Here is a 26,965-nt window from a genome sequence, read left to right as displayed (position 1 = left end):
TGCCTATGTGCTAAAGCTGTTTTATTTTTCTCTTCCCACCCTTCCCATTTTTGTGTAAAATTTTAAATAGTGATGAAGTTTCGAGGTGAATAGAAATGAAACGAATAGATCTCATTTTTAACGCAATACAAAAAGGCAATTATACAGAAGGTGTAACCGCATCAGAACTCGCTACATTTCTGCAACTAGATCGCGCCAATGTAAGTAGCGATTTAAACAAACTTGTAAAAGATAAACGTTTATTAAAAACAAATACGCGACCTGTTCGTTTTTACATAGAAACGAACACTTCGTTGGAAACGCATTCAAAAGACATAACTTCATTGGATACATTTGCAATTGAAAATACGAGCCTTAAAATTGCAATTGAAAAAGCGAAAGCTTCTATTCTCTATCCTCCAAACGGTATGCATACTTTACTACTGGGAGAAACAGGGGTCGGAAAGTCTATGTTTGCTTCTTTAATGCACGAATATGCAATTGAAGTTGAACAGCTTCCCAAAGATGCACCATTTATCGTCTTTAACTGTGCTGATTATGCAAATAATCCACAGTTACTACTCGGGCAATTATTTGGGATTAAAAAAGGAGCTTATACAGGAGCAAGTGATCAAAAAGGGTTAATTGAAAAAGCACATGAAGGAATTCTTTTCTTAGATGAAGTACATCGCCTGCCTCCAGAGGGACAAGAAATGCTTTTCACCTTTATTGACCGCGGAGTATACCGCCGCCTTGGAGAAACAGAGAACGAACGTAAAGCACAAGTATTAATCATTACTGCAACAACAGAAGAACCAAATTCATTTTTATTAAAAACATTTACAAGACGTATACCGATGACTGTTACGCTGCCACCACTTCGTGAGCGTACACATAAAGAGCGCTTTGCTTTACTACAGCTATTTTTCACAAATGAAGCAATTCGTCTGCGAAAAGACATTCACGTTAGCCCAAATGCAATGCGTGCTTTCGTCTTTTACAATTGTCCCAATAACATCGGTCAATTAAAAACAGATGTTCAAATTGCCTGTGCGAAAGCCTATTCTGATTTGGTCACAAAGAAACGTGATTCTGTCTATGTTTCAAGTACAGATTTACCTTGGTATATGAAAGAAGGGTTGTTCATTGAAAGGAAGAGCCGTCACTTATACCAAATACCAAATGAAACATTTGTATTTACAGGTGAGGAAGGTTGGAGTAATCATAAAACAGAAGATGAAAAACGCTCTTCTATTTACGATTATATTGACTATAAATACGAAGAACTTCAAGCACGTGGTATCGAAGAGGAAGAATTAGAATTACTAATAGAAAATGATGTTCAAAGCTTTTTCGTACAATATTTTAACCAAATATCCAAAAAAACAAGCCATGAAAATGTTTTTAAAATTGTGGATCGTAATATCGTTTCCGTATGTGAAAAAATAGCGGAACTTGCTGAAAAGCATTTATCTAAGACGTTTGATGAAAAAGTATTTCTTGCTTTAAGTTTACATGTACAGACAACTCTACAACGTTTACAAAGCGGAAAACAAATACATCACCCACAATTAAATCAAATTCGTACGAAATATAAAGAAGCTTTTTCCGTAGCTATGCAATGCATTCAACTACTGGAGGAAGAATTACAAATAACAATGCCTATTGATGAAGCTGGCTTTTTAACAATGTTCTTCGTTGTTGATCCAATTCCTGCCTCACAAACAGAAGTAAAAGTATTAATATTAGCACACGGTAATGGTATCGCAACTGAAATGGCAAACGTTGCAAACGAACTTCTCGGCATTGAGGAAGTAACCGGTATTGATATGCCGTTACACGAATCACCGAAAGATTTCTTGGAACGTGTGAAAGTGTATATGAAAACACTACAAAATGTAAATGGGCTTCTCTTACTTGTCGATATGGGGTCACTTGCTTATATCGGTGACATATTAGAAACGGAGTTCAAAATCCCTGTACGTGTTCTCTCGATGACGAGCACACCACATGCACTAGAAGCAGCTCGAAAAGCTCAGCTCGGTTATTCATTAGATGCGCTGTATGAAACAGTAAAAAATTTAACACCGTTTTACTTAAACGTACAAGAAGAAAAGAAAAAACCTCTCTCTCCAATGAAATCTGTTATTTTAACAGCTTGTTTAACTGGTGAAGGAAGTGCTTTAGCTATTCAAAAAATGTTAGAGAACTATTTACGATTTGATAAAGACTTAATTGAAATTATTCCGATTAGTATCGTCCATGAAAAAGATTTAACGAAAATGATCGAGAACATAAAAAAAGAGCGTAATATCATTTGTATCGTCACGAATTTCGATGTGCAAGTGCCGTGCTTAACATATCATTTCCAAGACATCGTCAACTACACAGCGATTCAGCCCATTCAAGAATTAATTACGTATGAAGAAACATATGCAAAAATGGCGGATATTCTTGAACAACAAATGCAGCGTAACGATGGGGCATTACTTATTAAAACAATTCGTTACGCATTAAATACAATTCAAGAATTAATTTCCTTACAGCTAACTCCTGATAGCTTAATGGGGGTTATTCTGCATATGAGCTGTATGGTTGACCGTCTTCAAAAAGGAGAAAGCCTTCTTCCTCACCCTGATAAAGAGAAAAGAAGACAAGATGAATACTGGATGTATATGAAAGTAAAAAAAGCATTGCAACCGATTGAAAATACATTTGAAATACAAATACCTGATGACGAAGTATTTTACGTTATGGACTTCTTTATTAAAAATCAGCCTGTTAAAAATTAATTGAGGCCGTTTTTAAAAATATCGACCGTAACGTGAGTTATATCGGCGATTTTCAAAACATATCGATTTACCGACAATAATCGCTAAAACTAGCACCTTATATAATGAGAAAAGGCTGTTCCAACATATGGACAGCCTTTTCCTCTACTTCTTTACTTTTCTAACTCGCCCTCTTATTTCTCCTCTTTTTTGTGATTTCGTATGAACATTAACATATACATTTGCTTGAATAATTTCTTGAAGTAAATGTACAAATGATTTCCCTTGTAAAGGTCCCTCAAAATCCTCCACATTCACTACACCAGTAATACTTCCCTCGTTCAAGCTAATCCCTTGCTCCAGTGGACCATACAAATATAAAACAACAGGACCAATTTGAGTAGACTTCCCTAAATGAATTTGACACGATGTAACCTTTTCTATATTTTTTAGTATTACTCTGTAATGCAATTTCGTTAAATCATCACTAAAAATAAACTCTGCTACCCCAAAAGCTTCTGTATTTACAGGAGGCACTTCCCTCTTACCTGTTAACCTGGCAAAGAAATGTGTTGTCATAAGGCATTCTCCTTATATAAATTTCCCAGCACTACTTCTACTACTTTATGGTTTAGACATAATCATTTATGACTTTTTCAATTTTTAATTACAAAGAAAAGATTCACAAAATCTTTACATTAGATTTGTTCCTTTTGCTTTACCACTTCTTGTATAATGCACATAGCAAAAACATTCTAGGAGGTTATTTTGAAAAAAAACAAACACACCTTTCACACATTATTAGAGATTTTTCTCGTCTCATTTAAATTAGGACTTACTTCATTCGGCGGTCCTGTCGCTCATCTTGGTTATTTCCACCACGAATACGTGCAAAAAAGAAAATGGATGGATGAAAAAAGTTATGTAGACTTAGTAGCGCTATGTCAATTCCTTCCTGGTCCTGCCAGCAGTCAAGTCGGTATGGGGGTTGGATTATTACGGGGCGGGCTTTTAGGAGCTATTATTTCATGGATTGGATTCACTTTACCGTCTGTCCTTGTTTTAGTTTTCTTCGCCTCATTCCTTAATCAGTTCGATCTTGGGAGTACTGGCTGGATTCATGGACTAAAAATTGTAGCAGTCGCTATTGTCGCTCACGCCATATGGGGAATGGCGCAAAAGTTAACTCCAGATCGCAACCGTGCGACGATTGCGATTGTAACTGCCGCAATCGCCTTATTATGGCCAAGTAGCTGGACGCAAGTGATCCTCATTATAATATGTGGCTTTATCGGCTGGTTTTTATATCGTAACCAACCAATTAGCCAATCTCAGCATATAAAAGTACCTATTTCAAAAAAGATAGCAGTTTCTTGTCTCGTCTTATTCTTTGGACTCTTACTACTGCTACCAATATTAAGACCGTTCTCTTATTACATCGCTTTATTTGATAGTTTCTATCGCTCTGGCGCACTTGTATTTGGAGGAGGACACGTCGTGCTGCCCCTTCTTGAAGGTGAGTTCGTACAAAACGGAATGATGACGAAAGAACAGTTCCTAGCTGGATACGGATTAACACAAGCAGTACCAGGACCACTATTTACATTCGCCTCTTATATAGGAGCAGTATTAAACGGGACGCTTGGGGCAACACTCGCAACAATTGCGATTTTCCTCCCTGCTTTCTTACTCGTTATTGGTGTTTTACCATTTTGGAACAGTGTGAGAAAAATATCATTCATACCAGGCGCACTACTTGGTGTTAACGCCGCAGTTGTTGGTATTTTAATTGCCGCTTTTTACGATCCTATTTGGACGAGTACAGTTATAAATGCTTCAGATTTCGTTTTCGCTTCGCTTCTTTTTTGCTTACTAGCTTTTTGGAAAACACCACCTTGGGTTATCGTTATACTGGGAGCCTTTGGCGGATATATTCTGTCCATTTTATAAATAAAAAACGACGGCATGATGTAGCCGTCGTTTTTTCTATTAAAACTTCACAAGCTCTATGCCTTCTGGCAACTCACTCTCTGTTAAAATACGCAATTCCTTCACACGATCCATTACGTAAGAAGAACGCTTCACAAGCTCTGGATCAATATATGCTGGATGAACCATAATTTCTACCGTTTGTTCACCTTGTACTCTTTCTTTTAACTTCACAAAGTAATCTTCCGTCACACCATCCGCATAAAAGTCACTGTAAAACACATCAGAAAATGGATGCACCGCTCTATCTTCCTCACAACGACGAATCGGAACATTATATTTAGCCGCTAATCTCTCAAGAACATCATGTAAAATCGGTAAACCATGCACATGATGATGACTATCTAAATGAGTTGGTGTTAATCCGTAAGATAAAAACTTCTCAATTTGAGCAGTCCATTCTCTCTCAACTTCTTCTGGATTTATATTCCCTTCCCTTACAACACTTTGTTTATGAAACGATCCGTTTTCCCCTACGAGTGACGGTACATCCTTTAACAGTGGTTCTCCTGCCGTTAATACGAGATGTACGCCTACTCCGAGTAGGTTGTACTCTTTCGCTAAGCGTACCGCATGCTCTGTTCCTGGCATATTCATCATCATCGTCGTTGAATTTACAAGTCCATTTATATGCCCATCAATAATGCCGTAATTTGTACCTTCTGTAAGACCGAAATCATCTGCATTTACAATTAACTTAATCATCATAATACCTCCTAATAGAATAAAAAAAGCGGGCTAAATAGCGCCGCTTTTACTTCTCTACCTTTTTGAAGAACTGCGGAAGATACTCTTTATGTGCTTCCAACATTTCATCTAAAATTTGTTTTGCAACTTTATCTGATGGTACAAGTGGATTGATTGTCATAGCAAGCAGCGCCTTATGATAATCCCCTGTAACAGCAGCTTCAATTGTTGTGCGCTCAAATGATTTAATTTGTTGTACTAAACCGCGAACTGGTACTGGAAGATCTCCCACTGCAATTGGTTTTGGGCCTTCTTTCGTAATAATACAGTTCACTTCAACAGCTGAATCATGTGGTAAGCTTGCAATTGTTCCGTTGTTTCGTGTATTAACAGGCTGGATATCACCTTTATTATTGTAAATAGACGTAATTAAGCTACATGCTGCATCACTATAATAAGCTCCGCCACGTTTTTCTAATTGTGGTGGTTTAATATCTAAGTTCGGGTCTTTATATAACTCAAATAAATCATTTTCTAATTGTTTTACTACTTCTGCACGTGTACCTTTTTCAACAGAAGCTTCTTTCTCTTCTTCTAACATTTCACGTGTTTTGTAGTAGTAACGGTGGTATGGACATGGAATTGCACGAAGTCCTCGAATAAAGTCTGGTTCCCAGTTAAGCGCTGCGATATTTTCCATCGTAATTTGCTTTTCTGGATCTGTCACAAGCTCTAACACACGGTCCATTACACTCACGCCATCTAAATATACGTCTAATCCATATACCATATGATTTAAACCTGCGAAATCAACGTGAACACGACTCGCATCTACTTCAAGTAATTTTGCAAGACCCATACGAATTCCGATTGGAACGTTACATAGACCAACTACTCTTTGAATATTTGTATAACGAAGAACAGCTTCTGTTACCATACCAGCTGGATTTGCAAAGTTAATTAACCATGCATTCGGACAGAGCTCCTCCATATCTTTACAAATATCTAAAATAACAGGAATCGTTCTCAACGCTTTGAATAAACCACCAGGACCATTCGTTTCCTGACCGATTACATCATATTTTAATGGGATTGCTTCATCTTTTGCACGTGCTTCTAATAAACCAACGCGAAGTTGTGTTGTTACGAAGTCAGCATCTTTTAATGCCTCGCGACGATCAAGTGTTAAATGTACCTCGATTGGTAAACCTGATTTTTTCACCATACGTTTCGCTAAGTTACCAACAATTTCTAACTTTTCTTTTCCTGCCTCAATATCTACTAACCAAATTTCACGAACAGGAAGCTCATCATAACGCTTAATAAATCCTTCAATTAACTCTGGTGTATAACTAGATCCACCGCCGATTGTAGCAATTTTAATTCCAGTCATGCTTTATTCCCCTTTCGCTTCAAGCTTTTTATAAAGATCGATAAACTCTGCTGCTAATTCTTTCACTGTAATCGCATTCATTAAATGATCTTGTGCGTGAATTAAAAGAACACTAACCTCTGTTTTTTCTCCTCTTGCTTCTGATTGTATGAGCTCTGTTTGGAAATGATGCGCTTCATTAATCGCTTCTTTTGCCTTTACCATCGCTTCATCTGCTTCTGCCATTTTCCCCTGTTTGGCAAATTGAAGTGCCTCCATCGCAAAGCTTCGTGCGTTACCACTATTTAAAATCAATTGGAATGGAATTTGTTCTGCTGTAGTCATCATAATTACCGCCCTCTCTATAAGGTTCAACCGATTTAAATACCCCTTCAGTTTGAACATTTCTATTAAAGTATGAATTTATTAATGATAGTTTAGTGTTCATATAGATGTTTTTCATCTTTTTGAACATGATATAAAGGTAATTATTCTGACGAGCTATAGGAACTCGCCAGAATAATATTTTTTAAAGTGATACTGAATTGTCGCTTCCTTTTGTTTCAGCTTTTGCAGCCTGTACATAAGTACGGTCACACATTAATACGAATGGATAGTAAATTACTACCGCGATTGCAAAGTTTACTACTTGTAATGCTGCACCAGCGATGCTTCCGCCCGCTACAAGATAACCACTAAAGATTGGTGGCATTGTCCATGGAACTAAAGCAACTGTTTTTGGCACCCATCCTAAAGAAATTGCTGTATAAGAAGTAATTACTAATACAACTGGTGTAAGTACGAATGGAATGATTAACGCTGGGTTTAATACAATTGGTGTACCGAAAATAACTGGTTCGTTAATGTTGAAGAAACCAGGACCGATAGATACGCGCCCTACACCGCGAAGCTGCGCACTTTTTGCAACAAGCATTACCGCTACTAGGAATGCTAATGTTGCACCTGATCCACCGATGTACACATATACATCAAAGAATGGTTTTGTGAAAATATGTGGTACATCATATGCAGACATACCATCGTTAAATAATTTAATATTTTTTTCTAATGCTGGTAAATAAATCGGGTCAATAATACCACCAACGATATTAGGACCGTGTAATCCGAAGAACCATAATACGTGAATAAGTAACGCTACAATAATTGCACTTGGTAATGTACCTGCTAAACCTTGTAATGGTACTTGAATTGTTTCAAATACGATTTTATGAATACTTGTTCCTGCTAATTTCACTGCTAATTGAATACTTGCTGTTACGATTAAAATAACGAATGCTGGAACTAACGCTGCGAATGATTTCATTACTGCTGGTGGAACACCATCTGGCATTTTAATTGTAATATCTCTTTGAACGAAGAACCTAAATGCCTCTGTTACAAGAAGAGCTACAATGATAGAAACGAATAAACCTTGTGATCCTGTCCACGCTAAATCAATACCGCCTTCTTTTGGCGTTGTCGGAGAAATAATAATTAATGCACCGAATGTAATAATTGCTGCTGACAACGCGTCAACGCCGTAAGATTTCGCTAAATTATAACTTATCCCTACTGCGACTATGAGGGCGAGTATAGCGAAGGAACCTGCCCACATACCACCGCCGATATCTTTCCAAACGTCCCCGAATGCACCTTTCATAAATTTTTGGAATGCATCCACTGGTAAGTTATTAACAAGTATTGCAAATGATCCAACTAAGATAAGAGGCATAACTGCGATAAATCCATCACGGATCGCAACTAAGTGACGCTGCGACCCAATTCTACCTGCGACTGGAACTAAATATTTCTCCATGAATGCAATAAACTTTTGCATTTCGCTTCCCCCCTAATTATTTTTTAAGTGTTAATGCGTGATCTAAAACTGCTTCTCCATTCATCATGCCGTAGTGCATTGGATTGATAACGTCGATTCCAACGTTTCTCTCATCAGCAAGCGTTTTCATTGAAGAAAGCATGTAACGAACTTGTGGTCCTAGTAATAATACATCTGCTTGATCGATATTCGTTTTTACTGCATCCCCAGATACAGCCCAAACCTTGCCTTCTAAACCGCGAGCTTTTGCAGCCGCTTCCATTTTTGTAACTAGTAAACTTGTAGACATCCCTGCTGAGCAACATAATAAAATATTCATTTGAAAATCCCCCTTGTGTAGTATAAAAAATTTATGTTTTATTTATTTTTCTTTACGCTATTTATTAATGCAATTAGCGTGCCAACTTTTTAAAACCACTAAAATCAGCACTTTTTCGACTATTTTCTTTGTGTGTTAACGCTTTCAATTAGTGTGTCGTCCAAAAAACACACAGTGTGTTATAAAACAACACGCTTTTAACACATAACTGTATGAAAATAGATTAGTGTTTAGTTGTCTAGTTGTGTTTAATATGAAAAAACACTAAAAAAACTTTTTTATCGTAGGAATCTAGTAAAAAACAACATTTTCTTGGGCTCAGTCTTCTATCTATTCTATTGTCCAAGCAAACTCTACTAGATTACATAAAATAAAATAGAATAAAATAACACAATTCGAAAGGGGATTCCTATGCCAAAACATAGAAAACAAAGCAAAATAAAGATTTATAGAATAACAAGCTATAAAAAGGACAAGCGTTCTGAATTAGACTCTGACAAATTTGAACTAGAACAGCAGGACAAGCATGATATACAAGAAAAACAAGATAAACAGGATGAGCAGAATAAGCAAGATAAGCAAGTACAATCGGAAAATGTAATTATAGTACCTACAGATTCACACAGCTTAGATGTGTGGGATGAAATTTCTCTAAAGGAAATACAAGCTGGTGAACATACGAACCTATTTGAAGAAAAAAGTAATTATCAAAATATTAATTTAGTCCAAGTAAACGATGTTCGCTTATACTTGGACAAGCAACTACAATTTAGTTCCGTTGATGAGCAAATTTATCATGAAGCACTTGTACATCCAATTATGTCAAAAGTAATCGATCCAAAACGTGTTCTCATATTAGGTGGTGGCGATGGTCTTGCCTTACGAGAAGTTTTGAAATATGAAACTGTGCTACATGTAGACCTTGTTGATTTAGACGAGGCGATGATTAATATGGCACGTAATGTTCCAGAAATAGTATCTTTAAACAAAAATGCTTTTTTTGATAATCGAGTGAACGTGCACGTATGCGATGCAAAAGAATTTCTAAATTCACCTTCATCTTTATACGATGTAATCATTATTGATTTTCCAGACCCAGCGACAGAGTTGTTAAGTACTTTATATACAAGCGAACTATTTGCTCGTATAGCTACATTCTTAACTGAAGATGGTGCTTTCGTCTGTCAATCTAATTCACCTGCTGATGCACCTCTAGTATATTGGAGTATCGGTAATACAATTGAACACGCTGGATTAACTGTAAAAAGCTATCATACAATCGTTCCTTCTTTCGGAACTGACTGGGGATTTCATCTTGCTACTAATTCTGCACATGTACTCGATCAAATTGAACAATTATATGTAGTACCAACTCCTCGAACATTGCCTGCTCTTCTTTTTCCTTTATTTCAATTTAAAGAAGAACATCTAGAACAACGTAACCTCGCTCTTTTAAATTCAGAATCAAATCTTATCTTACATCAATGCTACAAACAGGAAATGAAGTTTTGACGATATTATAGTAAGGAGTGCTGCCCTATGGAATATTCTACTTTTGGCAAGCATATAATAGTAGATTTGTGGGGAGTGGACTTTTCCCTATTAAATGATATGCACTTTTTAGAATATCATCTAGTTACAGCTGCAGATTACTCTGGTGCCCATGTTTTAAACGTAAGTAAAAAAGAGTTCCAGCCATATGGTGTTACTGTATTAGTGTTATTATCAGAAAGCCATCTTTCCATTCACACTTACCCGGAACAAAATTTTGCAGCTATTGACTGTTATACTTGCGGTACAACCGTTGAACCACAAATAGCGATTGATTATATCGTAAATATATTAAAACCGGAACGGATGCATATAAAAAGATTAATTCGTGGTATAGGAGAAATTGTTACTGCCGATTAATTATAACTCTTACTCATCCGAAAAAAGGAGGATTGTAAAATACCATCAGTGGGACGAACATTCCACTGATGGTACAGGCACATACATAAAATGAAATTTTAATTAGTGGGAGTTTTACTGCCCGTTAATTCGAGATAAAAAAACCTTGCATAAGCAAGGTTCATTCATCCACCGACATCTTCCTATATAACTCTACAAACTCACTCGCTAATTCTTTCACCGTAATTGCATTCATTAAATGGTCTTGTGCGTGTACCATTAAAAGAGTAACTTCGGTCTTTTCACCACCAGCTTCTTTCTGGATAAGCTCCGTTTGTACACGGTGCGCCTCTTTTAATTCCTCTAGTGCTTCTTGTAATTTAGCTTCAGCTTCTGTAAAATCCCCACGCTTCGCACAATCAATTGCTTCCATTGAACAACTTCTCGCGTTTCCCCCATGCAAGATTAAATGAAAAGCTTTCGTCTCTATCGTATCCATTTTAGTTCTTTACTCCCCCTTTTCTTCCGCCAGTTTTTGTTTATCCCATATTTTTAAGAACGGTAAATAAATGAAGAATGCTAGCGCAAAGTTAACAAGTTGTAAAATAACACCTGAAATTTTCCCGCCCGATCCTAAATATCCACTAAAAAGAATAGGTGTCGTCCAAGGTACAGCGGCCCCACTCGGACGTGCGACCCATCCCCATTCCATTGCAAAGTACGAAACAATTGTTAACACAACTGGAACTAATATGAATGGAATTAGTAAAAGTGGGTTCATCACAATCGGCATACCAAAAGTTACCATCTCATTAATATTAAATATACCAGGTGCAATTGACAATCTCCCTAAACTTTTTAATTGTTGACTTCGTGCAAATAGTAACATTCCAACAACTAGAGCAAGCGTTGCACCAGAACCGCCCATATAAATCCATAAGTCAAAAAACTGTGCCGTAATCGTATTTGGTACATCTTGCCCAGCTTGAAAAGCAACTCGGTTTTGATCCATTAACGACAACCAAACAGGGCTCATTACACCACCAACAATAGTAGCACCATGAATTCCACACGACCAAAGAACATGAACGAGAATAACTGCTATTATTGCGCCCCAAAGACTAGCACCAAGTACACTAAGTGGTTCCTGTAAAATTTGTCCTACAATATTATGGATACTGCCAAAAGAAGTATTTTCTATAATTAAGCGTAAAATCCAAATAACTGTTACAACAATAAATCCTGGAACAAGTGCTGCAAATGAACGCGTGACAGCTGGTGGAACTGTCTCTGGCATCTTTATAATTATCTTTTTTTGTACAATAAATCGATACAGTTCAGTAGATATAAGTGCAATAATCATTGCTACAAATAACCCTTGGCTTCCCATTAATGCAGCTGGGATAGCGCCTTCTACAAGTACACTTTCTTTTGTACTTGGTATAATATATGCAACTTGAAATGGCGTCGCAAGTAAAAACGTCACAAGCGACAATGCCCCGGATGCTAAAGCATCCACTTTATAATACTCTCCAAGCCTGTAAGCGATTCCAAAAACAGCTATTAAAGCCATTATATTAAAAGTTGCACTAACTGGATACCCTAAAGCTCTCTGCCAATTCTCACCAAACAAACCTGCCATAAACTCGTTATATCCGGGTATTGGCAGTGCACTAATAATGAGGAAAAACGATCCAATAATTAAGAAAGGCATCGTTAAAATAATTCCATCTCGAATTGCTTGTAAATGCCTCTGTTCTGCAACCTTCCCTGCTACCGGCATCACATACTTCTCTAAAAACCGTATCATCTATCCCACTCTCCTCATGGTTTCATTGACAAAGCTGCTTGCAAGATAGCTTCTCCATTACAAAGTCCGTAATGAACAGATTGAATGACATCAACAGGTATCCCTTTATCCTTACATAATTCTTTCATTTTCGGTAATAAATAACGTACTTGCGGTCCAAGTAAAAGGACATCAGCTTTATCAATATGACTATTCACTTCAGAACCTGATACTGCCCAGATTGTTACTTCTATCCCTCTTGTCTCTGCTGCTTTCTCCATCTTTGTAACAATCAAACTAGAAGACATTCCCGCTGCACAGCAAAGTAAAATATTCATCCCGCTTCCCTCCCCTTTTTTCTCTACCTAAATTATGGTGCACTCCTTGCCACCACTAGGTTACAAATATATATGTCTAGATTTCCTGCTGTATGCCGAGCTTAAAAACAAAAATTTCTTGGTTTTCGCGCTATTCCATCTATCCGTATTCTCCTAGTAAAGAGAACTCTAACTCGCTATAATGATTCAGTATGACTTTTTTTAATTGATAGGAGGATATATTTATGAAGGCATATCGCTTTCCACTTATTTTATTATCTTCTATCCTAATTGGTGGTTTCATTGGTTATTTCATGGGTGCCGATGCAGTTGCTTTAAAGCCGCTTGGTGACATTTTCTTAAACTTAATGTTTACGATTGTTGTACCTCTAGTGTTCTTTAGCATCGCATCGTCTATTGCTAATATGGATGGATTAAAACGTTTCGGTAAAATTATGTCTAGTATGGCTGGGACTTTCTTATTTACAAGTATTTTAGCTGCTATTTTTATGATTATTGTTGTGAAAATATTCCCGCCAGCACAAGGTGTTGTACTAGAACTAACACAACCTGACAAAGCCGGCAAAGCTGTTAGTGTTGCAGATCAAATCGTCGGTATTTTAACAGTATCTGACTTCTCGAAGTTACTATCTCGTGAAAATATGTTAGCTCTTATTTTCTTCTCTATCTTAATGGGGATTGCAACTTCAGCAGTTGGCGAAAAAGGAAAGCCATTCGCTACATTCCTACAGGCTGGTGCAGAGATTTCAATGAAGGTTGTATCTTTCATTATGTACTACGCCCCAATCGGACTTGCTGCTTACTTTGCAGCATTAGTTGGCGAATTCGGACCACAACTTCTTGGAACTTACTTCCGAGCAGCAATGGTATACTATCCTGCTTCTCTAATTTATTTCTTTGTATTCTTCACATTCTATGCATACCTTGCAGGTCGCAAACAAGGTGTACAAGTATTTTGGAAGAACATGGTCTCTCCTACAGTTACATCACTTGCAACTTGTAGTAGTGCCGCAAGTATTCCAGCGAACTTAGAAGCAACGAAGAAAATGGGTATTTCTTCAGACGTTCGTGAAACAGTTGTCCTTCTTGGTTCTACACTTCATAAAGACGGCTCTGTTTTAGGTGGCGTATTAAAAATTGCTTTCTTATTCGGTATTTTCAACATGGAATTCGAAGGACCGAAAACATTAGCAATCGCACTTGTTGTTTCTCTATTAGTAGGAACAGTAATGGGTGCTATTCCAGGCGGTGGTATGATCGGTGAAATGTTAATCGTATCTCTATACGGTTTCCCGCCAGAAGCACTGCCAATTATCGCAGCAATTAGTACAATCATTGATCCACCTGCAACGATGTTAAACGTAACAGCAGATAACGCTTGTGCCGTAATGACAGCTCGCCTTGTAGAAGGTAAGAATTGGATCAAAAACAAATTTGCTTAATAGAAAGAAAGAGGATGCTCCAAACGAGCATCCTCTTTCTTTCGTTATTTATTGATAGGTTGATATCTCCTCTCGCCACAAATTTGTTAAAATCTTCACAAATATTCCACATCCATTATCCATTCTCCGTACTATAATCATGTATGGAAAAGGAGATGGAAACGATGACACAAAGCGCACCTGAATTTAAAGTTTTGCAAAGCATTGCATTTCTCGCTGTCGTTTTGCAAAGTTCGTTATTATATACAATGAAGCAAGGAAATGTCTTACTTGAGCAATCCCTCATTATGGGCATGCTATTTAATCTTGCAAAATTCTCAGCACCAGCATTCATATTTATCGTTGGATTTCACTTAATTCGTCACTATACGAAGCAATTAGTATATAAAGAATATATTTCTGAAAAAGCGACACACTTACTCATTCCTTATTTCTTTTGGTCTATTCTTTACTTATTAACAACAAATGATCTTATTACGTTACAAAGTGGAATAAAAAGTTTATTACTCGGAACAGCCGCGCCCCATCTTTGGTACGTTATTATGATGTTCCAAATTCACTTATTGTTCCCTTTACTATGCACACTTTTTTATTGGTTTCAAAAACGAACAGAAAATAAAAAAGACATATATAAATATATGACCTTTTTCGCTTGCCTATATTTTCTATTAATGTGGTTCTCTTCTCACTATATTTTTAATGGAGAAAAATTAACAAGTTCAACAATTTTACATTATACAGATCGATCATTTCTATTCTACTCATTCTATTTCGTTATGGGCGGCATCGCCGCTGTAGCACTAAAAACTTGGCGGCTATTCGTCATGAAACATATCCCGCTTATAACAATATTATTTTTCATCTTATTTTTATTCATCAATTATGAGTTGTTTAGTTTTTACGGAGCAAACTCTATTCATTTAACTGTTTCTACCTATTTAAAACCATCTATGTTTTTATATATCGTATGCGAAATTATCATACTGTATGTGTTATCTATTATGATAGTACAGCGTCGTGGTTTCTTATATAAAACGTTACGTTTCATTAGAAATTACACGTATGGTGCTTATTTAGCTCATTTATTCTTCTTGCAACTATGTACAAAACTTCTTTCCTTATTTACGCTGCAAGAAAATACTATATTATATACCCTATTACTATTTGTGTTAACGGCCATTATCTCTATTTCAACAATGGTCATTTGTAGCACAATACCATTTCATACTTGGATTACAGGACCTTCTCCTACAACAAAGATGAAATGGACGAAGGTTGTATTCCGAAAAAATCATAAAAAACTATTCAAGCCATATATTTGATATAATAATACGCATATAAAAAGAAAGCGAGAGACACCTATGATTAATCAAGTTGGACAAATTATGCTATATGTAAATAACCAAGACGAAACAGTACAATTTTGGACAGAAAAAGTAGGGTTCCAAATCATTGCGGAAGAAAATAACGGAAATGGCTTCCGCTGGATTGAAATTGCACCGGCGAAAGAAGCAGGAACAAGCATCGTCCTTCACGATAAAGCGTTAATCGCGAAGATGCAACCTGAACTAAACCTAAATACACCTTCACTTATGTTCTTCTCAAATGACTTAGACCGTCTATATAAAGATCTTTCTGGGAAAAATGTCACAGTTGGACAGGTTGTAGATTTACCTACTGGTAGAGCATTCAACTTTGCTGATAATGAAAATAATTACTTTGCAGTAATGGAACGCAAATAAAAAATAAGCTATCCGAAAAAATCGGATAGCTTATTTCATTTTAAGAAACTTGTTCTGCATTCGTTTCTCTATGCTGTATATGACTCGTGATCCAAGCAATTCCACCGGCAACAACGAGGTAACATAACAATATTAAAATTTGCATTTGTAATTGTGACCAATCTCCTAAAGAGATAACATCTTGTAATCCTCTAAGAGAATGAGACATTGGGAGAAATTGTCCAATTTTACTAAGAACAGCTATATTTAATTCTCCTGGGAAAGTACCTCCGCTCGTCGCTAATTGCAGGACAAGAAGGGTTACCGCTAAGAACTTTCCAACAAGACCAAATACTGTTACTAGCATAAGAATAAATGTCATGAACGTAAAGGAAATAACAATACTTGATAAAACAAAGAGTGGCACACTTGCGACTTCTAATTTCATAACACCTAGCACAACTACATCTACGAGTAGCGCTTGAATAAGTCCAATTAAATATACCAATCCTAGTTTATTAATAAAATGTACCGTTCCGCTTACCTTCATATTTTGTCTGCGGCCAAGCGGTAAAATATTCGATGCCATAATTCCGCCGACATAAAATGCAAGCGATAGGAAATATGGTGCAATGCCTGAACCGTAGTTAGGAACGTCAGAAACTGTTGACTTCACTAACTGAACTGGCTCTGAGAACATCGTATTGCGTGCATCATCATTACGAATATCCGCTATCTTCTCTGCGCCCTCTCCCAATTTCGTAGAAAGTTCTTTCGCACCATCATCAAGTTTAACAAGTCCGTTCGTTAACTGATCAGCACCATGATTCAGCTCTGTTCCGCCACTCGCAAGTTGATTTACACCTTCTTGTAATGATGTAAATCCAGCTCCCCATTTCGTAAATCCACTAGCTAAATTTGTAGCACCATCTGCTATCTTCTTCGTTCCAGCAGTAGCTTCATTTAACTTAACTCCGAATGTATTCATGCCTTCTTCAATCTTATGTTGACCGTCAGCAATCTTCTGCGCACCTTGTGTTAATTGTTGTTGGCTGTTATTTAAAGTATTTGTTGCTTTAGCTAGTCCATCAGACGTAGCAACAATTTTTTGAAAAGCGGGATCTTGCTGCACTTCTGGATGATTTTTCACGTACTCTTCTAATTGTTGTTTTATACTATTAGCTGCACCATCCGCTTTTACTTGGCCTTCAGCAAGCTTCTCACTTCCGCTCACCCATTCATTTGTACCAGCACTTAATTCACTAACCCCTGATTGTAACGTTTTTTCACCTTGTGCTAATAACTCCATACCGCTATGAAGTGAAGTTGCTCCTTGACTTAGCTCATTCGCTCCGTCAGTTAAGGCTGATTTGCTAGAAGCAAGTTTTTTACTTCCCTCTTTCACTTTTGATGTCCCGTCACTTAAACGATGAATACCATCTGCAAGCTGATTTGCCCCATTTCTTGCATCTGTCGTTCCTTCATGTAACTTCCCAGCACCATTACTTGCATCACTCAATCCTTGTGCCAAATCTTGAAACTTTGAAAAGACACCTTCTGTATAAGATTTCGTAATACTGTTTGAGATTTTTGTTTTCATATTTTCAACAGCTGTCGTTCCAATTTGCGCTGCTACAAAGTTTTTACCCGGATTTACTTTGTACTGCAATTGTGCTGGTTCTGGTTTCTCATCCATAAGTGTACTTACCTTTTTAGAGAAATCAGCTGGAATCGTAACAACCATATAGTACTTATCTTCTTTTAGCCCTTCATCAGCATTTTTTTCTGATACGAAATGAAAAGCCAGTTCTTTATTCTCCTTTAAATTTTTTACAAAATCGTCTCCTGCATGAATTGTTTTCTCATCCATCGCAGCACCTTTATCTAAATTCACAACCGCAACAGGTAATTTATCTAATTTTCCGTACGGATCCCAATATCCGGCTAAAAAGAATCCTGAATAAATTAACGGAACGATTAATAAAAAAATTAAAGCGATACGTCCATGTTTATGGTGCCACATCGCTTTCCAATCTTTAAATACAAGTTGAATTCCCTTCATGAAACATACTCCTTCTCCGAATTTAACACCATTAGAATGGTTTAACAGATTTACTATACACGTCACTTTCCATACTGTATAATACATCTTTAATTATTAATTCATTCCTTTTGGTCTATAGAAAGGAGACTCGAAATGGAACTGCTCCAGTTAAAATACTTTCAGACAGTGGCACGACTAGAACATATGACAAAGGCAGCTGAAGAATTGCATATCGCACAACCTTCACTCAGCAAAACAATCGCTAGACTCGAAAAGGATTTAGGCGTCCCTTTATTTGATCGCCAAGGTCGACAGATTACTTTAAATTCTTTCGGAAAAGTATTTTTGAAACGAGTAGAGCGTATTTTTCATGAATTAAGCGAAGGGGAACGAGAAATTAAAGATTTAGCCGAATTACAACAAAGCTCTATTACACTAGCCGTTTCTATTCCGAGAATATTGCCAGAACTACTTGGCTCTTTTTTACTAGAACATCCTAACGTTCGGTTCCAACAATTTCTGGCATCCACTCCTTCTATGAAACGACAACTAGATAATATAGAAATTGACTTTTGTATCTCCTCTGTGCCAATTGAAGGAGAAGAAATTGTTTGGGAACCACTTATTACAGAAGAAATTTTCTTAGTCGTCCCTTCAGGCCATCGTTTATCAGGCCGAGAAAATATCCACCTCCATGAAGTAAAGGACGAACCGTTCATTAGTATGAACACTGGTTATGGATTTCGGCACTTAACGGATGAATTTTGTAAAGAAGCTGGTTTCACTCCACATATTGCTTTTGAAGTCGATGAACCGACCGTGATTAGCGACCTCATTAAGCAAGGTCTCGGCATCGCTTTTGTTCCAAGTTTAACTTTATTAAAAAACTCTACTTTAGCATCGAGCAAGTTGCGTATTATTGAACCCACTTGTCAGCGAACCATCGGATTAAGTTGGTCAAAAAAACGCTACTTATCAAAAACAGCTCAGCAATTCCGTGAATTCGTGATTGACTACTTCTCTAATATTAGGACATAAAATTATATGAACAAATAAAAGGTGCCACCCTCATATGGTGGCACCTTTTATTGTTCACTCTTTTTTAATTCCATTTCAGCTAAAAGTGGTAGTACGTTATCAAAAATATGCGTATTATTATTTTCACCTGTTACATATCCACCGTAATATCTACTAAATACGTTGTCATTTCGGAATGTGGCCATATGATCATACAATTCCTTCGCAAACTTGGTATCACCTGTTTGTAGTACGTACAAAATCGTTAGTCCGTACGCGGCCGGCGATTCATAATTCACAGTTTGTTTTCCCGTTTCTAAATTGTAACGACCGTATAGCTTTCCATCCTCCTGGAACTTCTTCTTTATAAATTCCAAATAAGCAGCTGATGAAAGACCACCTAAACTTCGATGATATGCAACGTATGATTGGTCAATAAGATTCACTTCTTTATCGTACGTAAATGTACCATCTTCTTTATACTCTTTTGGGAATGCCCAGCCATGCCTTGGATAATCTGCTAAAAATTGAACGACTTCCTGATATTGCTGAGCAGAAACTTTGCCGTACTTCTTCATATAGGAGAATGCACGCGGATTTATGTATGATGTTGTTACAAAATTATTTTGTTTCCCTGCATCTGCATCATAATAATCAACATAATAATTATCTTTTTTATTATAACGAAGTACAGCATCACTTAATTGATCGGCAAGGTTTTTATAACGCTCTTCCTTATACATTTCATAAGCACGATATAATTGTTCTATAATACGAAGATCATCTATAAGTGCATTTGTAGCTGACTGCCTCTCTCCCTTTTCAGAGAGTTTCCATAAAACAATATGATTCTTATATATGAAATTATCTTGAATAACCTTTACTTGCTCATCAAATAACGCCTGATCATCTTTATCAAGTGTATACTGTAACCATAATCCCGCCGATTCTGATAAAGCTTCACGTCCCTTAGCTTCACCCGTACCTGCCTTAGTATCTACTAAACGATACGTGGCAAGTGTTCCATTGTCATTCACCATATGTCTTAAAATAAAATTTTCTGTACGGTTTCCTTGTAAAGCTGACCAAAATACAATTCCACCTAAAGCGATTAAGAAGATAACTCCAATCCCTATATATAAACGTTTCCGCAATCTTTTCACCTCCCTAGTAAGGCTAACCTTAATTTTATCAGAACATACATAAATTTAAAAAAGACAATCTATTAGATTGTCTCCCCCCATTTCTATCCCTCGCAAACCTCTTTAGAAGGTTTATATAGCGATTGTACAAGTCGATCATATTCACGACGTGTAATTTCTTTATTATATAGCTTCAATAATAAATCTCTATGCTCTTTTGAAAATGCCATCTTTTTAATGACTTCAGGATACATAAAACACCCTCTCCATTTCACATAAACTTCTTCATTCTAAAAACAGAACTTATGTTCGCATAAAAGATTATAAAAGATTCCTGAGCAAAAAACAAACAAAACATGACCAACTATTTATTTCTTTCTATTCAAAATATTACAACATTATATTATCATATTCACTTTTTAAATACATATATATTTTTGGTAGTTTTTTTGAATAAATCTTCCAATTCAATCAGAAAATAATGGCAAAAAAGAAGAGGAGTTTACATATGGATACGGTAACATTAGCAAGAGCATTTTTCGGTTCTTCATTAGCATTCCACATTATCTTTGCAACACTTGGGGTCGGACTTTCATTGATGATTTTTATAAGCGAAATACTCTATCACTGGAAGAAAGACTCCGACTATGCCATTATGGCGAAAAGATGGACAAAGGCGTTTGCTATTCTTCTCGGTGTAGCAATTCCAACTGGAACAATCGTTGGTGTGCAAATCTCACTTCTTTGGCCTGGTTTCGCCAAAATTGTTGGGCAAGTTATTTCTGTTCCCTTCCAAATTGAGATTTTCGCCTTCTTTTTGGAGGCTTTATTCATGTCGATTTACGTATATGCAGCCGATAAACTTCCTCCATTTATGAGATTAATCTCGCTATTTTTCGTCATGCTTGGTGCCACGGCATCCGCCGTGCTTATTACATCAGCAAATACATGGATGAATACACCAGCAGGCTTTTCAATGAATCCAGATGGATCTGTTTTTAACGTTGATCCTTGGAAAGCTTTCTTTAATCCGAGTTTTGGTACAAGTGCATTCCATGTCGTTATTACGGCTTATGCAACTGGTGCGGCTGTCATTGCTTCTATCGCTGGATTTAAATTATTGAAGAAAAATTTAAGTACACGTGAAATTGCTTATCATAAAAAAGGGCTGCTATTAGGGCTTGTCGTTACATTTATTACAGGCGCTACGATGTGGCTTTCAGGACATGAATCAGCGATCGCCTTACATAAACACTCACCTGAAAAACTTGCATCTGCTGAAGCTTTATTTGAAACGACATCACACGCACCGCTATCCATTGGCGGAGTTGTGGATCCCAATACACTTGAACTAAACTATGCACTTGAAATTCCCAACATGCTTAGCTTATTAGTGGGACTAGACCCTAGCACTGTCGTAAAAGGTCTAAAGGAATTTCCCCAAGAAACATGGCCACCATTTTATACACATACACTATTCAACTTAATGGTCGGCACCGCTGCGTTTACCTTTGCAGTTGCAGCAATTGCGCTCTTATATTGGTACTTCGTTTACCGAAAAAAGGGAACAGAACTACCGAAGTGGCTACTTTGGGGGGCTGCCGCATGCGGACCAATTATGATGCTCGGTATTGAATTCGGATGGATTTTCAGTTGTAGCGGTCGTCAACCATGGACAATTTATGGTATGCAACGTACCGTCGATGCATCTACACGCGCCGATTTCGTCGGTCCTTTATTTGTTTTGTTCATCATTTTATATATTGGACTCGCTATTTTAACAGTCATTGTTCTACGGACATTCTTTAGAAGACATCCATTAAAGAATGATTTACAACATCAAGGAGGCGATTCTCATGCATGAGGAAAGTATTGCAATCATCATCTTATGGGCCCTTATTTTCGTATACAGTATACTAGGGTCCATTGATTTTGGAGCTGGTTTTTGGGGCATGGTATACGCAAAACATCCGACGCTCGCTGCTAAACTTGCGAATCGGTACTTATCACCAACTTGGGAGGTAACAAATACGTTTCTCGTCTTCGTCGTTGTCGCATTTCTCGGCTTCTTTCCGAAAGCGGCCTTTACTCTTGCGACAGTAATGTTCGTACCAGTTATGTTAATTTTAGTGCTCGTTGCAGTACGTAGTACGTTTATGGTATTTGCTTACTCCTTGCCAAAATATCAGTACCTTCTTCGGGTTATTTCAGGTATTACTGGTCTCTTAATTCCAGCACTATTAATTACCGTTTTACCCGTTACAGAGGGAGCCTATATTACAATGTCTGAAGGAAAAGAAGTACTCCTGTATGGAAAACTTCTTTCTAGCCCGGTTATTTACTGTTATATGCTTTTCGGACTAACGTCTGAACTATTTCTCTCCTCTCTCTTTCTTGCTGATTTTGCGAGAGAACAAAGTTCAGAAGATACGTATAGAATTTATAGAAGAAATGCTATCATTCTTGGTCCTGCAACGCTCGTTACAGCAATCATCGCCCTCGTTGTAATGGACCCAGAAACACATTGGCTTATGCAAGGATTAATAAAGCAATTCCCGTGGTTTACAGTTTCTATTGTTTTATTCGTTATCGGATACTCGTCCCTTTGGTGGACAAACAAAAAATACAATACACTAGGATACCCTCGCATTGCCGTTTTAGCTGTCGTCGCTCAATATGCATTTGCAAGCTACGCTTACGGCGTCGCGCATTTACCGTATATTATTTATCCTGACGTAACTGTATTTACAAGCTTCACAACGACAGAAACGTTCTATGCACTGCTCATTCTATACGCAATTGGGATTGCAATTTTATTACCAGGATTTATTTTCTTCTGGAATTTATTCTTGAAGGATCGTACTTTTTTGAAGGAAAAATAATATAGTCTTGGAGTCTGTCCCAAAAGGCATTTTGGAATAGACTCCTTTTGTCATGTTTTGTCGATAAGTCGATATATTTTAAAAATCGCTGATATATTTTGAGTTGCGCCGATATATCTCCATAATCGCTGATATATTTTAAGTTGCGCCGATATATCTCCATAATCGCTGATATATTTTAAGTTGCGCCGATATATTTTAAGTTGCGTCAATATATCTCCATAATTGCCCATATAAATTTCATTTACTATTTTACTGCCCCAATAATTTATAGACTCCTCTCATAATAGTTATTTCACTATTCGTGACACTTGTCCTTTAGCTTGAAAAACACATATTCGCTTCATCTCGTTATACGTCTAGTTCTTCTTATTTTTTGCTGAATATACTACCAATATAAACTTGAGACAAGCTACATCTGTTCAAGGGAAAATAGAAAGGTAGGCAAAATATGAGCATTGAAATATGGATTACTATTATTGTATTCTTCTTAACGATGATCGTTATCTTTTGGCGGCCTCGAGGTTTGAATGAGGCGTGGCCAGCAGCAATCGGAGCTGGTATCATCATAATTACTGGACTTGTATCAAAACCAGACGTCATGGATATTATAAGTAAAATTGGCGGTGCTTCCATAACAATATTAGCGACCATCGTCATGGCAGTTATATTAGAAAGCTTCGGCTTCTTCCATTGGTCCGCAGCGAAACTGGCAAATCTAGCGAAAGGTTCTGGACGCCGTCTATACTGGTATATTCAATTATTATGTTTTCTTATGACTCTTTTATTTAATAACGACGGTAGTATTTTAATTACAACTCCCATTTTAATTCTTCTTCTAAAAAACCTTCAATTAAAACCACATCAACAAATTCCTTATTTATTAAGCGGAGCTTTAATCGCTACCGCATCTAGTGCACCAATTGGTGTAAGTAATATCGTAAACTTAATTGCATTAAATATCGTTAATATGACTCTTTATATGCATACTGCTATGATGTTTGTACCTGCAACATTAGGCTTATTATTTATGTCATGGCTCATGTATACAGTTTTGAAGAAAAAACTTCCGAAAAAATTACCTGTTTCTTCATATGATATTGAAGAAATTTTCTTCACGAAAAACTTCCATCCACTAAAAGGAAATAATTCTGTTGATACGAAACAAAAACGGACAAGATTCATGTTAAAAGTATTAGGTTTCGTCTTCCTGATGCGCTGTCTTCTATTCGTTGCATCCTTCTTATCCATCCCAATTGAAATCGTTGCAGTACTTGGTTCACTCGTTCTTCTCATTTGGAGATGGTACTACTTACGAACAAACCCTGTCGACATTTTGAAAAAGACACCGTGGCACATTTTAATTTTCGCCTTCTCTATGTACGTCATTATTTACGGACTCCACAACGCAGGATTAACAGCTGCACTTGTACAATGGCTCGAGCCAATTGTGAATCAGCATCTACTCTATGCTAGCTTTGCAATGGGCGGACTTGTATCCATCCTCTCTAACGTCTTCAATAACCATCCTGCCCTTATGATTGGTACAATCACATTAACAGAAATGGGACTAGATCCAGTCACATTAAAAACAATCTATCTTGCAAACATCATTGGTAGTGACATCGGTTCACTATTACTACCAATTGGTACACTAGCTTCACTCATTTGGATGTATATTCTGAAACAAAACAAAATTAAAGTAAAATGGAAAGACTATTTAAGTGTATCCCTTATCGTTATCCCGCTCACAACAGTCGTCACACTATTCCTCTTATTCTACTGGGTACATCTCTTCTTTGCCTTATAAACAACAGAATCCCCATTTGCTACCGTCTTAGCAAATGGGGATTCTTCTATAATAAAGTTAGGTACTACAGTGTGATCAATCAAGTAAAGAGGTGTAACGTGTTATTGATATAAATGACTACCAGCTTCTTTAAATTCTTCTGCTTTCTCTTTCATTCCTTTTTCAATTGCTTCTGTCGTTTCTAAATCATTTTCTTTTGCATATTCACGAATATCATGTGAAATTCTCATACTACAAAACTTCGGTCCACACATTGAACAGAAGTGAGCTGTCTTTGCCCCTTCTGCAGGCAATGTTTCATCGTGATATTCCATCGCACGTTCAGGATCTAAAGATAAATTAAATTGATCGCGCCAACGGAATTCGAAACGTGCTTTTGAAAGTGCATCATCACGCTGATGAGCCGTTTTATGTCCTTTCGCAAGATCAGCCGCATGCGCTGCAATTTTGTACGTAATAACACCCGTGCGTACATCATCTTTGTTTGGCAAACCTAAATGTTCTTTCGGCGTTACATAACAAAGCATCGCCGTTCCAAACCAACCGATCATCGCAGCTCCAATTGCCGATGTAATATGGTCATAACCTGGTGCAATATCTGTCGTTAGTGGCCCAAGTGTATAAAACGGCGCGCCCTGACAAATATCAAGCTCTTTCTTCATATTCTCTTTAATTAAGTGCATCGGTACGTGTCCAGGTCCTTCGATCATAACTTGCACATCATGTTTCCAAGCAATTTTCGTTAATTCACCAAGTGTTTCAAGCTCAGAGAATTGTGCTTCGTCATTTGCATCTGCAATCGATCCTGGACGTAATCCATCTCCAAGAGAGAACGAAACATCGTACTGCTTCATAATTTCACAAATCTCTTCAAAATGAGTATATAGGAAGTTTTCTTTATGATGGAATAAACACCACTGCGCCATAATCGAACCACCACGCGAAACGATACCTGTCGTACGCTTTGCAGTAATTGGAATGTAACGAAGCAATACACCAGCGTGAATCGTAAAGTAATCAACGCCTTGCTCCGCTTGCTCAATTAACGTATCACGGTACACTTCCCATGTTAAATCTTCTGCAATTCCATTTACCTTTTCAAGCGCTTGATAAATCGGCACAGTTCCAACTGGTACAGGCGCATTACGAATAATCCACTCACGCGTCGTATGAATGTTTTTACCTGTAGATAAATCCATAATCGTATCTGCACCCCAGCGCGTTGCCCACGTCATCTTCTCTACTTCTTCTGCAATAGAAGAAGATACAGCAGAGTTTCCGATATTTGCATTTACCTTCACGTGGAAATTACGCCCGATAATCATCGGTTCTGCTTCTGGATGATTAATATTCGCTGGTAAAATAGCGCGGCCTTCTGCGATTTCCTTACGAACAAACTCCGGCTCTACTCCTTCACGAATTGCAACGTATTCCATCTCAGACGTAATAATGCCATTACGCGCATAATGCATTTGCGTAACATTTGCACCTTGCTTCGCTCTAAGCGGCTGGCGATCCATTTGCGGGAAAACAGGTGTATGTTTCGAAGCCACTTTCACACCATCATCCTCTGGTTTCACCTCGCGCCCTTCATATGCCTCTACATCCCCGCGCTCCATGATCCAAGAATGACGCGGCGTTGGAATTCCCTTTTCCAGCTCCACTTTATACGCCGGATCCGTATAAGGACCGCTCGTATCATACACACGGACTGGAGGATTTGGGATGCCGTTCGTTTCGCTTTGTTCAATCTCACGCATCGGCACTTTCATGCCTGCGCGTGGTCCATCCACATATACTTTCTTACTCCCTGGTAAACTCGATTTCAATTCAATTTGCTCAGCTGAAACAGACTGTTTCATAACCTTTGTTGCCTCCCCTGTTCGTGACAAGGACGAGATATGGCCAGCGCATGCCAAAATAAAAAGAGCCAGGT

24 protein-coding genes are annotated in these 26,965 nt (G+C 37.4%); 11 read left to right on the top strand and 13 right to left on the bottom strand.

Features of this window, described 5'->3' with window-relative positions; translation table 11 throughout:
* Window positions 1-95: 95 nt before the first annotated feature.
* Entirely contained in the window at window positions 96-2,771 is a 2,676-nt protein-coding gene (locus ACTFN4_RS16135) for a PRD domain-containing protein (protein WP_000820967.1), read from the top strand.
* A 144-nt stretch (window positions 2,772-2,915) separates the two neighbouring features.
* Here the strand turns inward: ACTFN4_RS16135 and exsM are convergent, their stop codons facing one another.
* Complete coding sequence (gene exsM / locus ACTFN4_RS16130; protein WP_000207046.1) at window positions 2,916-3,329, bottom strand: exosporium regulatory protein ExsM; 414 nt, start codon at window positions 3,327-3,329, stop codon at window positions 2,916-2,918.
* A 189-nt stretch (window positions 3,330-3,518) separates the two neighbouring features.
* On the opposite strand from exsM, the gene ACTFN4_RS16125 reads away from it, so the two are divergent.
* Complete coding sequence (locus ACTFN4_RS16125) at window positions 3,519-4,700, top strand: chromate transporter (protein WP_439962534.1); 1,182 nt, start codon at window positions 3,519-3,521, stop codon at window positions 4,698-4,700.
* A 39-nt stretch (window positions 4,701-4,739) separates the two neighbouring features.
* Here the strand turns inward: ACTFN4_RS16125 and chbG are convergent, their stop codons facing one another.
* From chbG to ACTFN4_RS16100, 5 genes are all read right to left on the bottom strand, one after another.
* Window positions 4,740-5,444, bottom strand: a complete 705-nt coding sequence (gene chbG, locus ACTFN4_RS16120; protein ID WP_000593496.1) for a chitin disaccharide deacetylase — start codon at window positions 5,442-5,444, stop codon at window positions 4,740-4,742.
* A gap of 49 nt (window positions 5,445-5,493) precedes the next feature.
* Complete coding sequence (gene celF, locus ACTFN4_RS16115; protein WP_000145750.1) at window positions 5,494-6,819, bottom strand: 6-phospho-beta-glucosidase; 1,326 nt, start codon at window positions 6,817-6,819, stop codon at window positions 5,494-5,496.
* A 3-nt stretch (window positions 6,820-6,822) separates the two neighbouring features.
* On the bottom strand, window positions 6,823-7,146 hold the full coding sequence (locus tag ACTFN4_RS16110; protein WP_000989055.1) for a PTS lactose/cellobiose transporter subunit IIA: 324 nt from the start codon (window positions 7,144-7,146) through the stop codon (window positions 6,823-6,825).
* A gap of 181 nt (window positions 7,147-7,327) precedes the next feature.
* A complete protein-coding gene (gene celB, locus ACTFN4_RS16105) occupies window positions 7,328-8,635 on the bottom strand; it encodes a PTS cellobiose transporter subunit IIC (RefSeq protein WP_103622723.1) in 1,308 nt (435 codons plus the stop codon).
* A 16-nt stretch (window positions 8,636-8,651) separates the two neighbouring features.
* Window positions 8,652-8,954: a PTS sugar transporter subunit IIB gene (locus ACTFN4_RS16100; protein WP_439962533.1), complete on the bottom strand. Its 303-nt coding sequence runs from the start codon at window positions 8,952-8,954 to the stop codon at window positions 8,652-8,654.
* Window positions 8,955-9,365: 411 nt separating this feature from the next.
* On the opposite strand from ACTFN4_RS16100, the gene ACTFN4_RS16095 reads away from it, so the two are divergent.
* Together ACTFN4_RS16095 and speD are read left to right on the top strand one after the other, a co-directional pair.
* A complete protein-coding gene (locus ACTFN4_RS16095) occupies window positions 9,366-10,466 on the top strand; it encodes a polyamine aminopropyltransferase (RefSeq protein ID WP_098214311.1) in 1,101 nt (366 codons plus the stop codon).
* 27 nt (window positions 10,467-10,493) lie between these two features.
* Window positions 10,494-10,865, top strand: a complete 372-nt coding sequence (speD, locus tag ACTFN4_RS16090; protein WP_098214312.1) for an adenosylmethionine decarboxylase — start codon at window positions 10,494-10,496, stop codon at window positions 10,863-10,865.
* A 160-nt stretch (window positions 10,866-11,025) separates the two neighbouring features.
* On the opposite strand, the gene ACTFN4_RS16085 is transcribed toward speD, so the two are convergent.
* The 3 genes from ACTFN4_RS16085 to ACTFN4_RS16075 are packed head-to-tail and all read right to left on the bottom strand — an operon-like array spanning window position 11,026 to window position 12,971.
* Window positions 11,026-11,343, bottom strand: coding sequence for a PTS lactose/cellobiose transporter subunit IIA (locus tag ACTFN4_RS16085; RefSeq protein ID WP_098214313.1), 318 nt, complete (start codon window positions 11,341-11,343; stop codon window positions 11,026-11,028).
* 9 nt (window positions 11,344-11,352) lie between these two features.
* Entirely contained in the window at window positions 11,353-12,654 is a 1,302-nt protein-coding gene (gene celB / locus ACTFN4_RS16080; protein ID WP_000617789.1) for a PTS cellobiose transporter subunit IIC, read from the bottom strand.
* A 14-nt stretch (window positions 12,655-12,668) separates the two neighbouring features.
* Window positions 12,669-12,971 (bottom strand): PTS sugar transporter subunit IIB, encoded by a 303-nt coding sequence (locus ACTFN4_RS16075; RefSeq protein WP_001023557.1) that lies wholly within the window; start codon window positions 12,969-12,971, stop codon window positions 12,669-12,671.
* Window positions 12,972-13,195: 224 nt separating this feature from the next.
* On the opposite strand from ACTFN4_RS16075, the gene ACTFN4_RS16070 reads away from it, so the two are divergent.
* The 3 genes from ACTFN4_RS16070 to ACTFN4_RS16060 all read left to right on the top strand — a co-directional run bounded on the left by ACTFN4_RS16070 (window position 13,196) and on the right by ACTFN4_RS16060 (window position 16,155).
* Window positions 13,196-14,413, top strand: a complete 1,218-nt coding sequence (locus tag ACTFN4_RS16070) for a dicarboxylate/amino acid:cation symporter (RefSeq protein WP_000649362.1) — start codon at window positions 13,196-13,198, stop codon at window positions 14,411-14,413.
* Window positions 14,414-14,577: 164 nt separating this feature from the next.
* The gene (locus ACTFN4_RS16065) at window positions 14,578-15,735 is read left to right on the top strand and encodes an acyltransferase (RefSeq protein WP_439962531.1); all 1,158 of its coding nucleotides are present in this window, start codon (window positions 14,578-14,580) and stop codon (window positions 15,733-15,735) included.
* Between the two features lie 39 nt (window positions 15,736-15,774).
* On the top strand, window positions 15,775-16,155 hold the full coding sequence (locus tag ACTFN4_RS16060) for a VOC family protein (protein ID WP_439962530.1): 381 nt from the start codon (window positions 15,775-15,777) through the stop codon (window positions 16,153-16,155).
* A 40-nt stretch (window positions 16,156-16,195) separates the two neighbouring features.
* Here the strand turns inward: ACTFN4_RS16060 and ACTFN4_RS16055 are convergent, their stop codons facing one another.
* A complete protein-coding gene (locus tag ACTFN4_RS16055) occupies window positions 16,196-18,196 on the bottom strand; it encodes a YhgE/Pip family protein (protein WP_439962529.1) in 2,001 nt (666 codons plus the stop codon).
* Window positions 18,197-18,331: 135 nt separating this feature from the next.
* On the opposite strand from ACTFN4_RS16055, the gene ACTFN4_RS16050 reads away from it, so the two are divergent.
* Complete coding sequence (locus ACTFN4_RS16050) at window positions 18,332-19,216, top strand: LysR family transcriptional regulator (protein ID WP_000421926.1); 885 nt, start codon at window positions 18,332-18,334, stop codon at window positions 19,214-19,216.
* A 47-nt stretch (window positions 19,217-19,263) separates the two neighbouring features.
* Here ACTFN4_RS16050 and ACTFN4_RS16045 read toward each other — a convergent pair whose 3' ends face one another.
* Window positions 19,264-20,349: a hypothetical protein gene (locus tag ACTFN4_RS16045; protein WP_001231662.1), complete on the bottom strand. Its 1,086-nt coding sequence runs from the start codon at window positions 20,347-20,349 to the stop codon at window positions 19,264-19,266.
* A gap of 92 nt (window positions 20,350-20,441) precedes the next feature.
* The gene (locus ACTFN4_RS16040) at window positions 20,442-20,591 is read right to left on the bottom strand and encodes a hypothetical protein (RefSeq protein WP_000283179.1); all 150 of its coding nucleotides are present in this window, start codon (window positions 20,589-20,591) and stop codon (window positions 20,442-20,444) included.
* Between the two features lie 254 nt (window positions 20,592-20,845).
* On the opposite strand from ACTFN4_RS16040, the gene cydA reads away from it, so the two are divergent.
* The 3 genes from cydA (at window position 20,846) to ACTFN4_RS16025 (ending at window position 25,029) form a co-directional block, all read left to right on the top strand.
* Window positions 20,846-22,201 carry a cytochrome ubiquinol oxidase subunit I gene (gene cydA / locus ACTFN4_RS16035; protein WP_000381978.1) on the top strand — a complete coding sequence of 452 codons (1,356 nt, stop codon included), beginning with the start codon at window positions 20,846-20,848 and terminating at the stop codon, window positions 22,199-22,201.
* Entirely contained in the window at window positions 22,194-23,219 is a 1,026-nt protein-coding gene (locus ACTFN4_RS16030) for a cytochrome d ubiquinol oxidase subunit II (protein WP_000544187.1), read from the top strand. The genes cydA and ACTFN4_RS16030 overlap by 8 nt, the downstream gene beginning before the upstream one ends.
* Before the next feature lie 451 nt (window positions 23,220-23,670).
* A complete protein-coding gene (locus ACTFN4_RS16025; RefSeq protein ID WP_000021123.1) occupies window positions 23,671-25,029 on the top strand; it encodes an arsenic transporter in 1,359 nt (452 codons plus the stop codon).
* Window positions 25,030-25,130: 101 nt separating this feature from the next.
* On the opposite strand, the gene thiC is transcribed toward ACTFN4_RS16025, so the two are convergent.
* Window positions 25,131-26,891 carry a phosphomethylpyrimidine synthase ThiC gene (thiC, locus tag ACTFN4_RS16020; protein ID WP_439962528.1) on the bottom strand — a complete coding sequence of 587 codons (1,761 nt, stop codon included), beginning with the start codon at window positions 26,889-26,891 and terminating at the stop codon, window positions 25,131-25,133.
* Window positions 26,892-26,965 lie beyond the last annotated feature (74 nt).

Origin of the sequence: Bacillus cereus group sp. MYBK95-2 (assembly GCF_051915225.1) — a bacterium.
In the GTDB taxonomy this organism is placed as follows: Bacteria; Bacillota; Bacilli; order Bacillales; family Bacillaceae_G; genus Bacillus_A; species Bacillus_A cereus.
The sequence above is the reverse complement of the archived record's forward strand: the minus strand, read 5'-3'. Positions and strand labels throughout refer to the sequence as shown.

What these genes read in the sequence shown, in the direction of transcription:
- ACTFN4_RS16135 (WP_000820967.1), top strand. Translation starts at nt 96, where the DNA reads ATGAAACGAATAGATCTCATTTTTAACGCAATACAAAAAGGCAATTAT.
- exsM (WP_000207046.1), bottom strand. Translation starts at nt 3,329, where the DNA reads ATGACAACACATTTCTTTGCCAGGTTAACAGGTAAGAGGGAAGTGCCT.
- chbG (WP_000593496.1), bottom strand. Translation starts at nt 5,444, where the DNA reads ATGATTAAGTTAATTGTAAATGCAGATGATTTCGGTCTTACAGAAGGT.
- celF (WP_000145750.1), bottom strand. Translation starts at nt 6,819, where the DNA reads ATGACTGGAATTAAAATTGCTACAATCGGCGGTGGATCTAGTTATACA.
- ACTFN4_RS16110 (WP_000989055.1), bottom strand. Translation starts at nt 7,146, where the DNA reads ATGATGACTACAGCAGAACAAATTCCATTCCAATTGATTTTAAATAGT.
- celB (WP_103622723.1), bottom strand. Translation starts at nt 8,635, where the DNA reads ATGCAAAAGTTTATTGCATTCATGGAGAAATATTTAGTTCCAGTCGCA.
- ACTFN4_RS16100 (WP_439962533.1), bottom strand. Translation starts at nt 8,954, where the DNA reads ATGAATATTTTATTATGTTGCTCAGCAGGGATGTCTACAAGTTTACTA.
- ACTFN4_RS16095 (WP_098214311.1), top strand. Translation starts at nt 9,366, where the DNA reads ATGCCAAAACATAGAAAACAAAGCAAAATAAAGATTTATAGAATAACA.
- speD (WP_098214312.1), top strand. Translation starts at nt 10,494, where the DNA reads ATGGAATATTCTACTTTTGGCAAGCATATAATAGTAGATTTGTGGGGA.
- ACTFN4_RS16085 (WP_098214313.1), bottom strand. Translation starts at nt 11,343, where the DNA reads ATGGATACGATAGAGACGAAAGCTTTTCATTTAATCTTGCATGGGGGA.
- celB (WP_000617789.1), bottom strand. Translation starts at nt 12,654, where the DNA reads ATGATACGGTTTTTAGAGAAGTATGTGATGCCGGTAGCAGGGAAGGTT.
- ACTFN4_RS16075 (WP_001023557.1), bottom strand. Translation starts at nt 12,971, where the DNA reads ATGAATATTTTACTTTGCTGTGCAGCGGGAATGTCTTCTAGTTTGATT.
- ACTFN4_RS16070 (WP_000649362.1), top strand. Translation starts at nt 13,196, where the DNA reads ATGAAGGCATATCGCTTTCCACTTATTTTATTATCTTCTATCCTAATT.
- ACTFN4_RS16065 (WP_439962531.1), top strand. Translation starts at nt 14,578, where the DNA reads ATGACACAAAGCGCACCTGAATTTAAAGTTTTGCAAAGCATTGCATTT.
- ACTFN4_RS16060 (WP_439962530.1), top strand. Translation starts at nt 15,775, where the DNA reads ATGATTAATCAAGTTGGACAAATTATGCTATATGTAAATAACCAAGAC.
- ACTFN4_RS16055 (WP_439962529.1), bottom strand. Translation starts at nt 18,196, where the DNA reads ATGAAGGGAATTCAACTTGTATTTAAAGATTGGAAAGCGATGTGGCAC.
- ACTFN4_RS16050 (WP_000421926.1), top strand. Translation starts at nt 18,332, where the DNA reads ATGGAACTGCTCCAGTTAAAATACTTTCAGACAGTGGCACGACTAGAA.
- ACTFN4_RS16040 (WP_000283179.1), bottom strand. Translation starts at nt 20,591, where the DNA reads ATGTATCCTGAAGTCATTAAAAAGATGGCATTTTCAAAAGAGCATAGA.
- cydA (WP_000381978.1), top strand. Translation starts at nt 20,846, where the DNA reads ATGGATACGGTAACATTAGCAAGAGCATTTTTCGGTTCTTCATTAGCA.
- ACTFN4_RS16030 (WP_000544187.1), top strand. Translation starts at nt 22,194, where the DNA reads ATGCATGAGGAAAGTATTGCAATCATCATCTTATGGGCCCTTATTTTC.
- ACTFN4_RS16025 (WP_000021123.1), top strand. Translation starts at nt 23,671, where the DNA reads ATGAGCATTGAAATATGGATTACTATTATTGTATTCTTCTTAACGATG.
- thiC (WP_439962528.1), bottom strand. Translation starts at nt 26,891, where the DNA reads ATGAAACAGTCTGTTTCAGCTGAGCAAATTGAATTGAAATCGAGTTTA.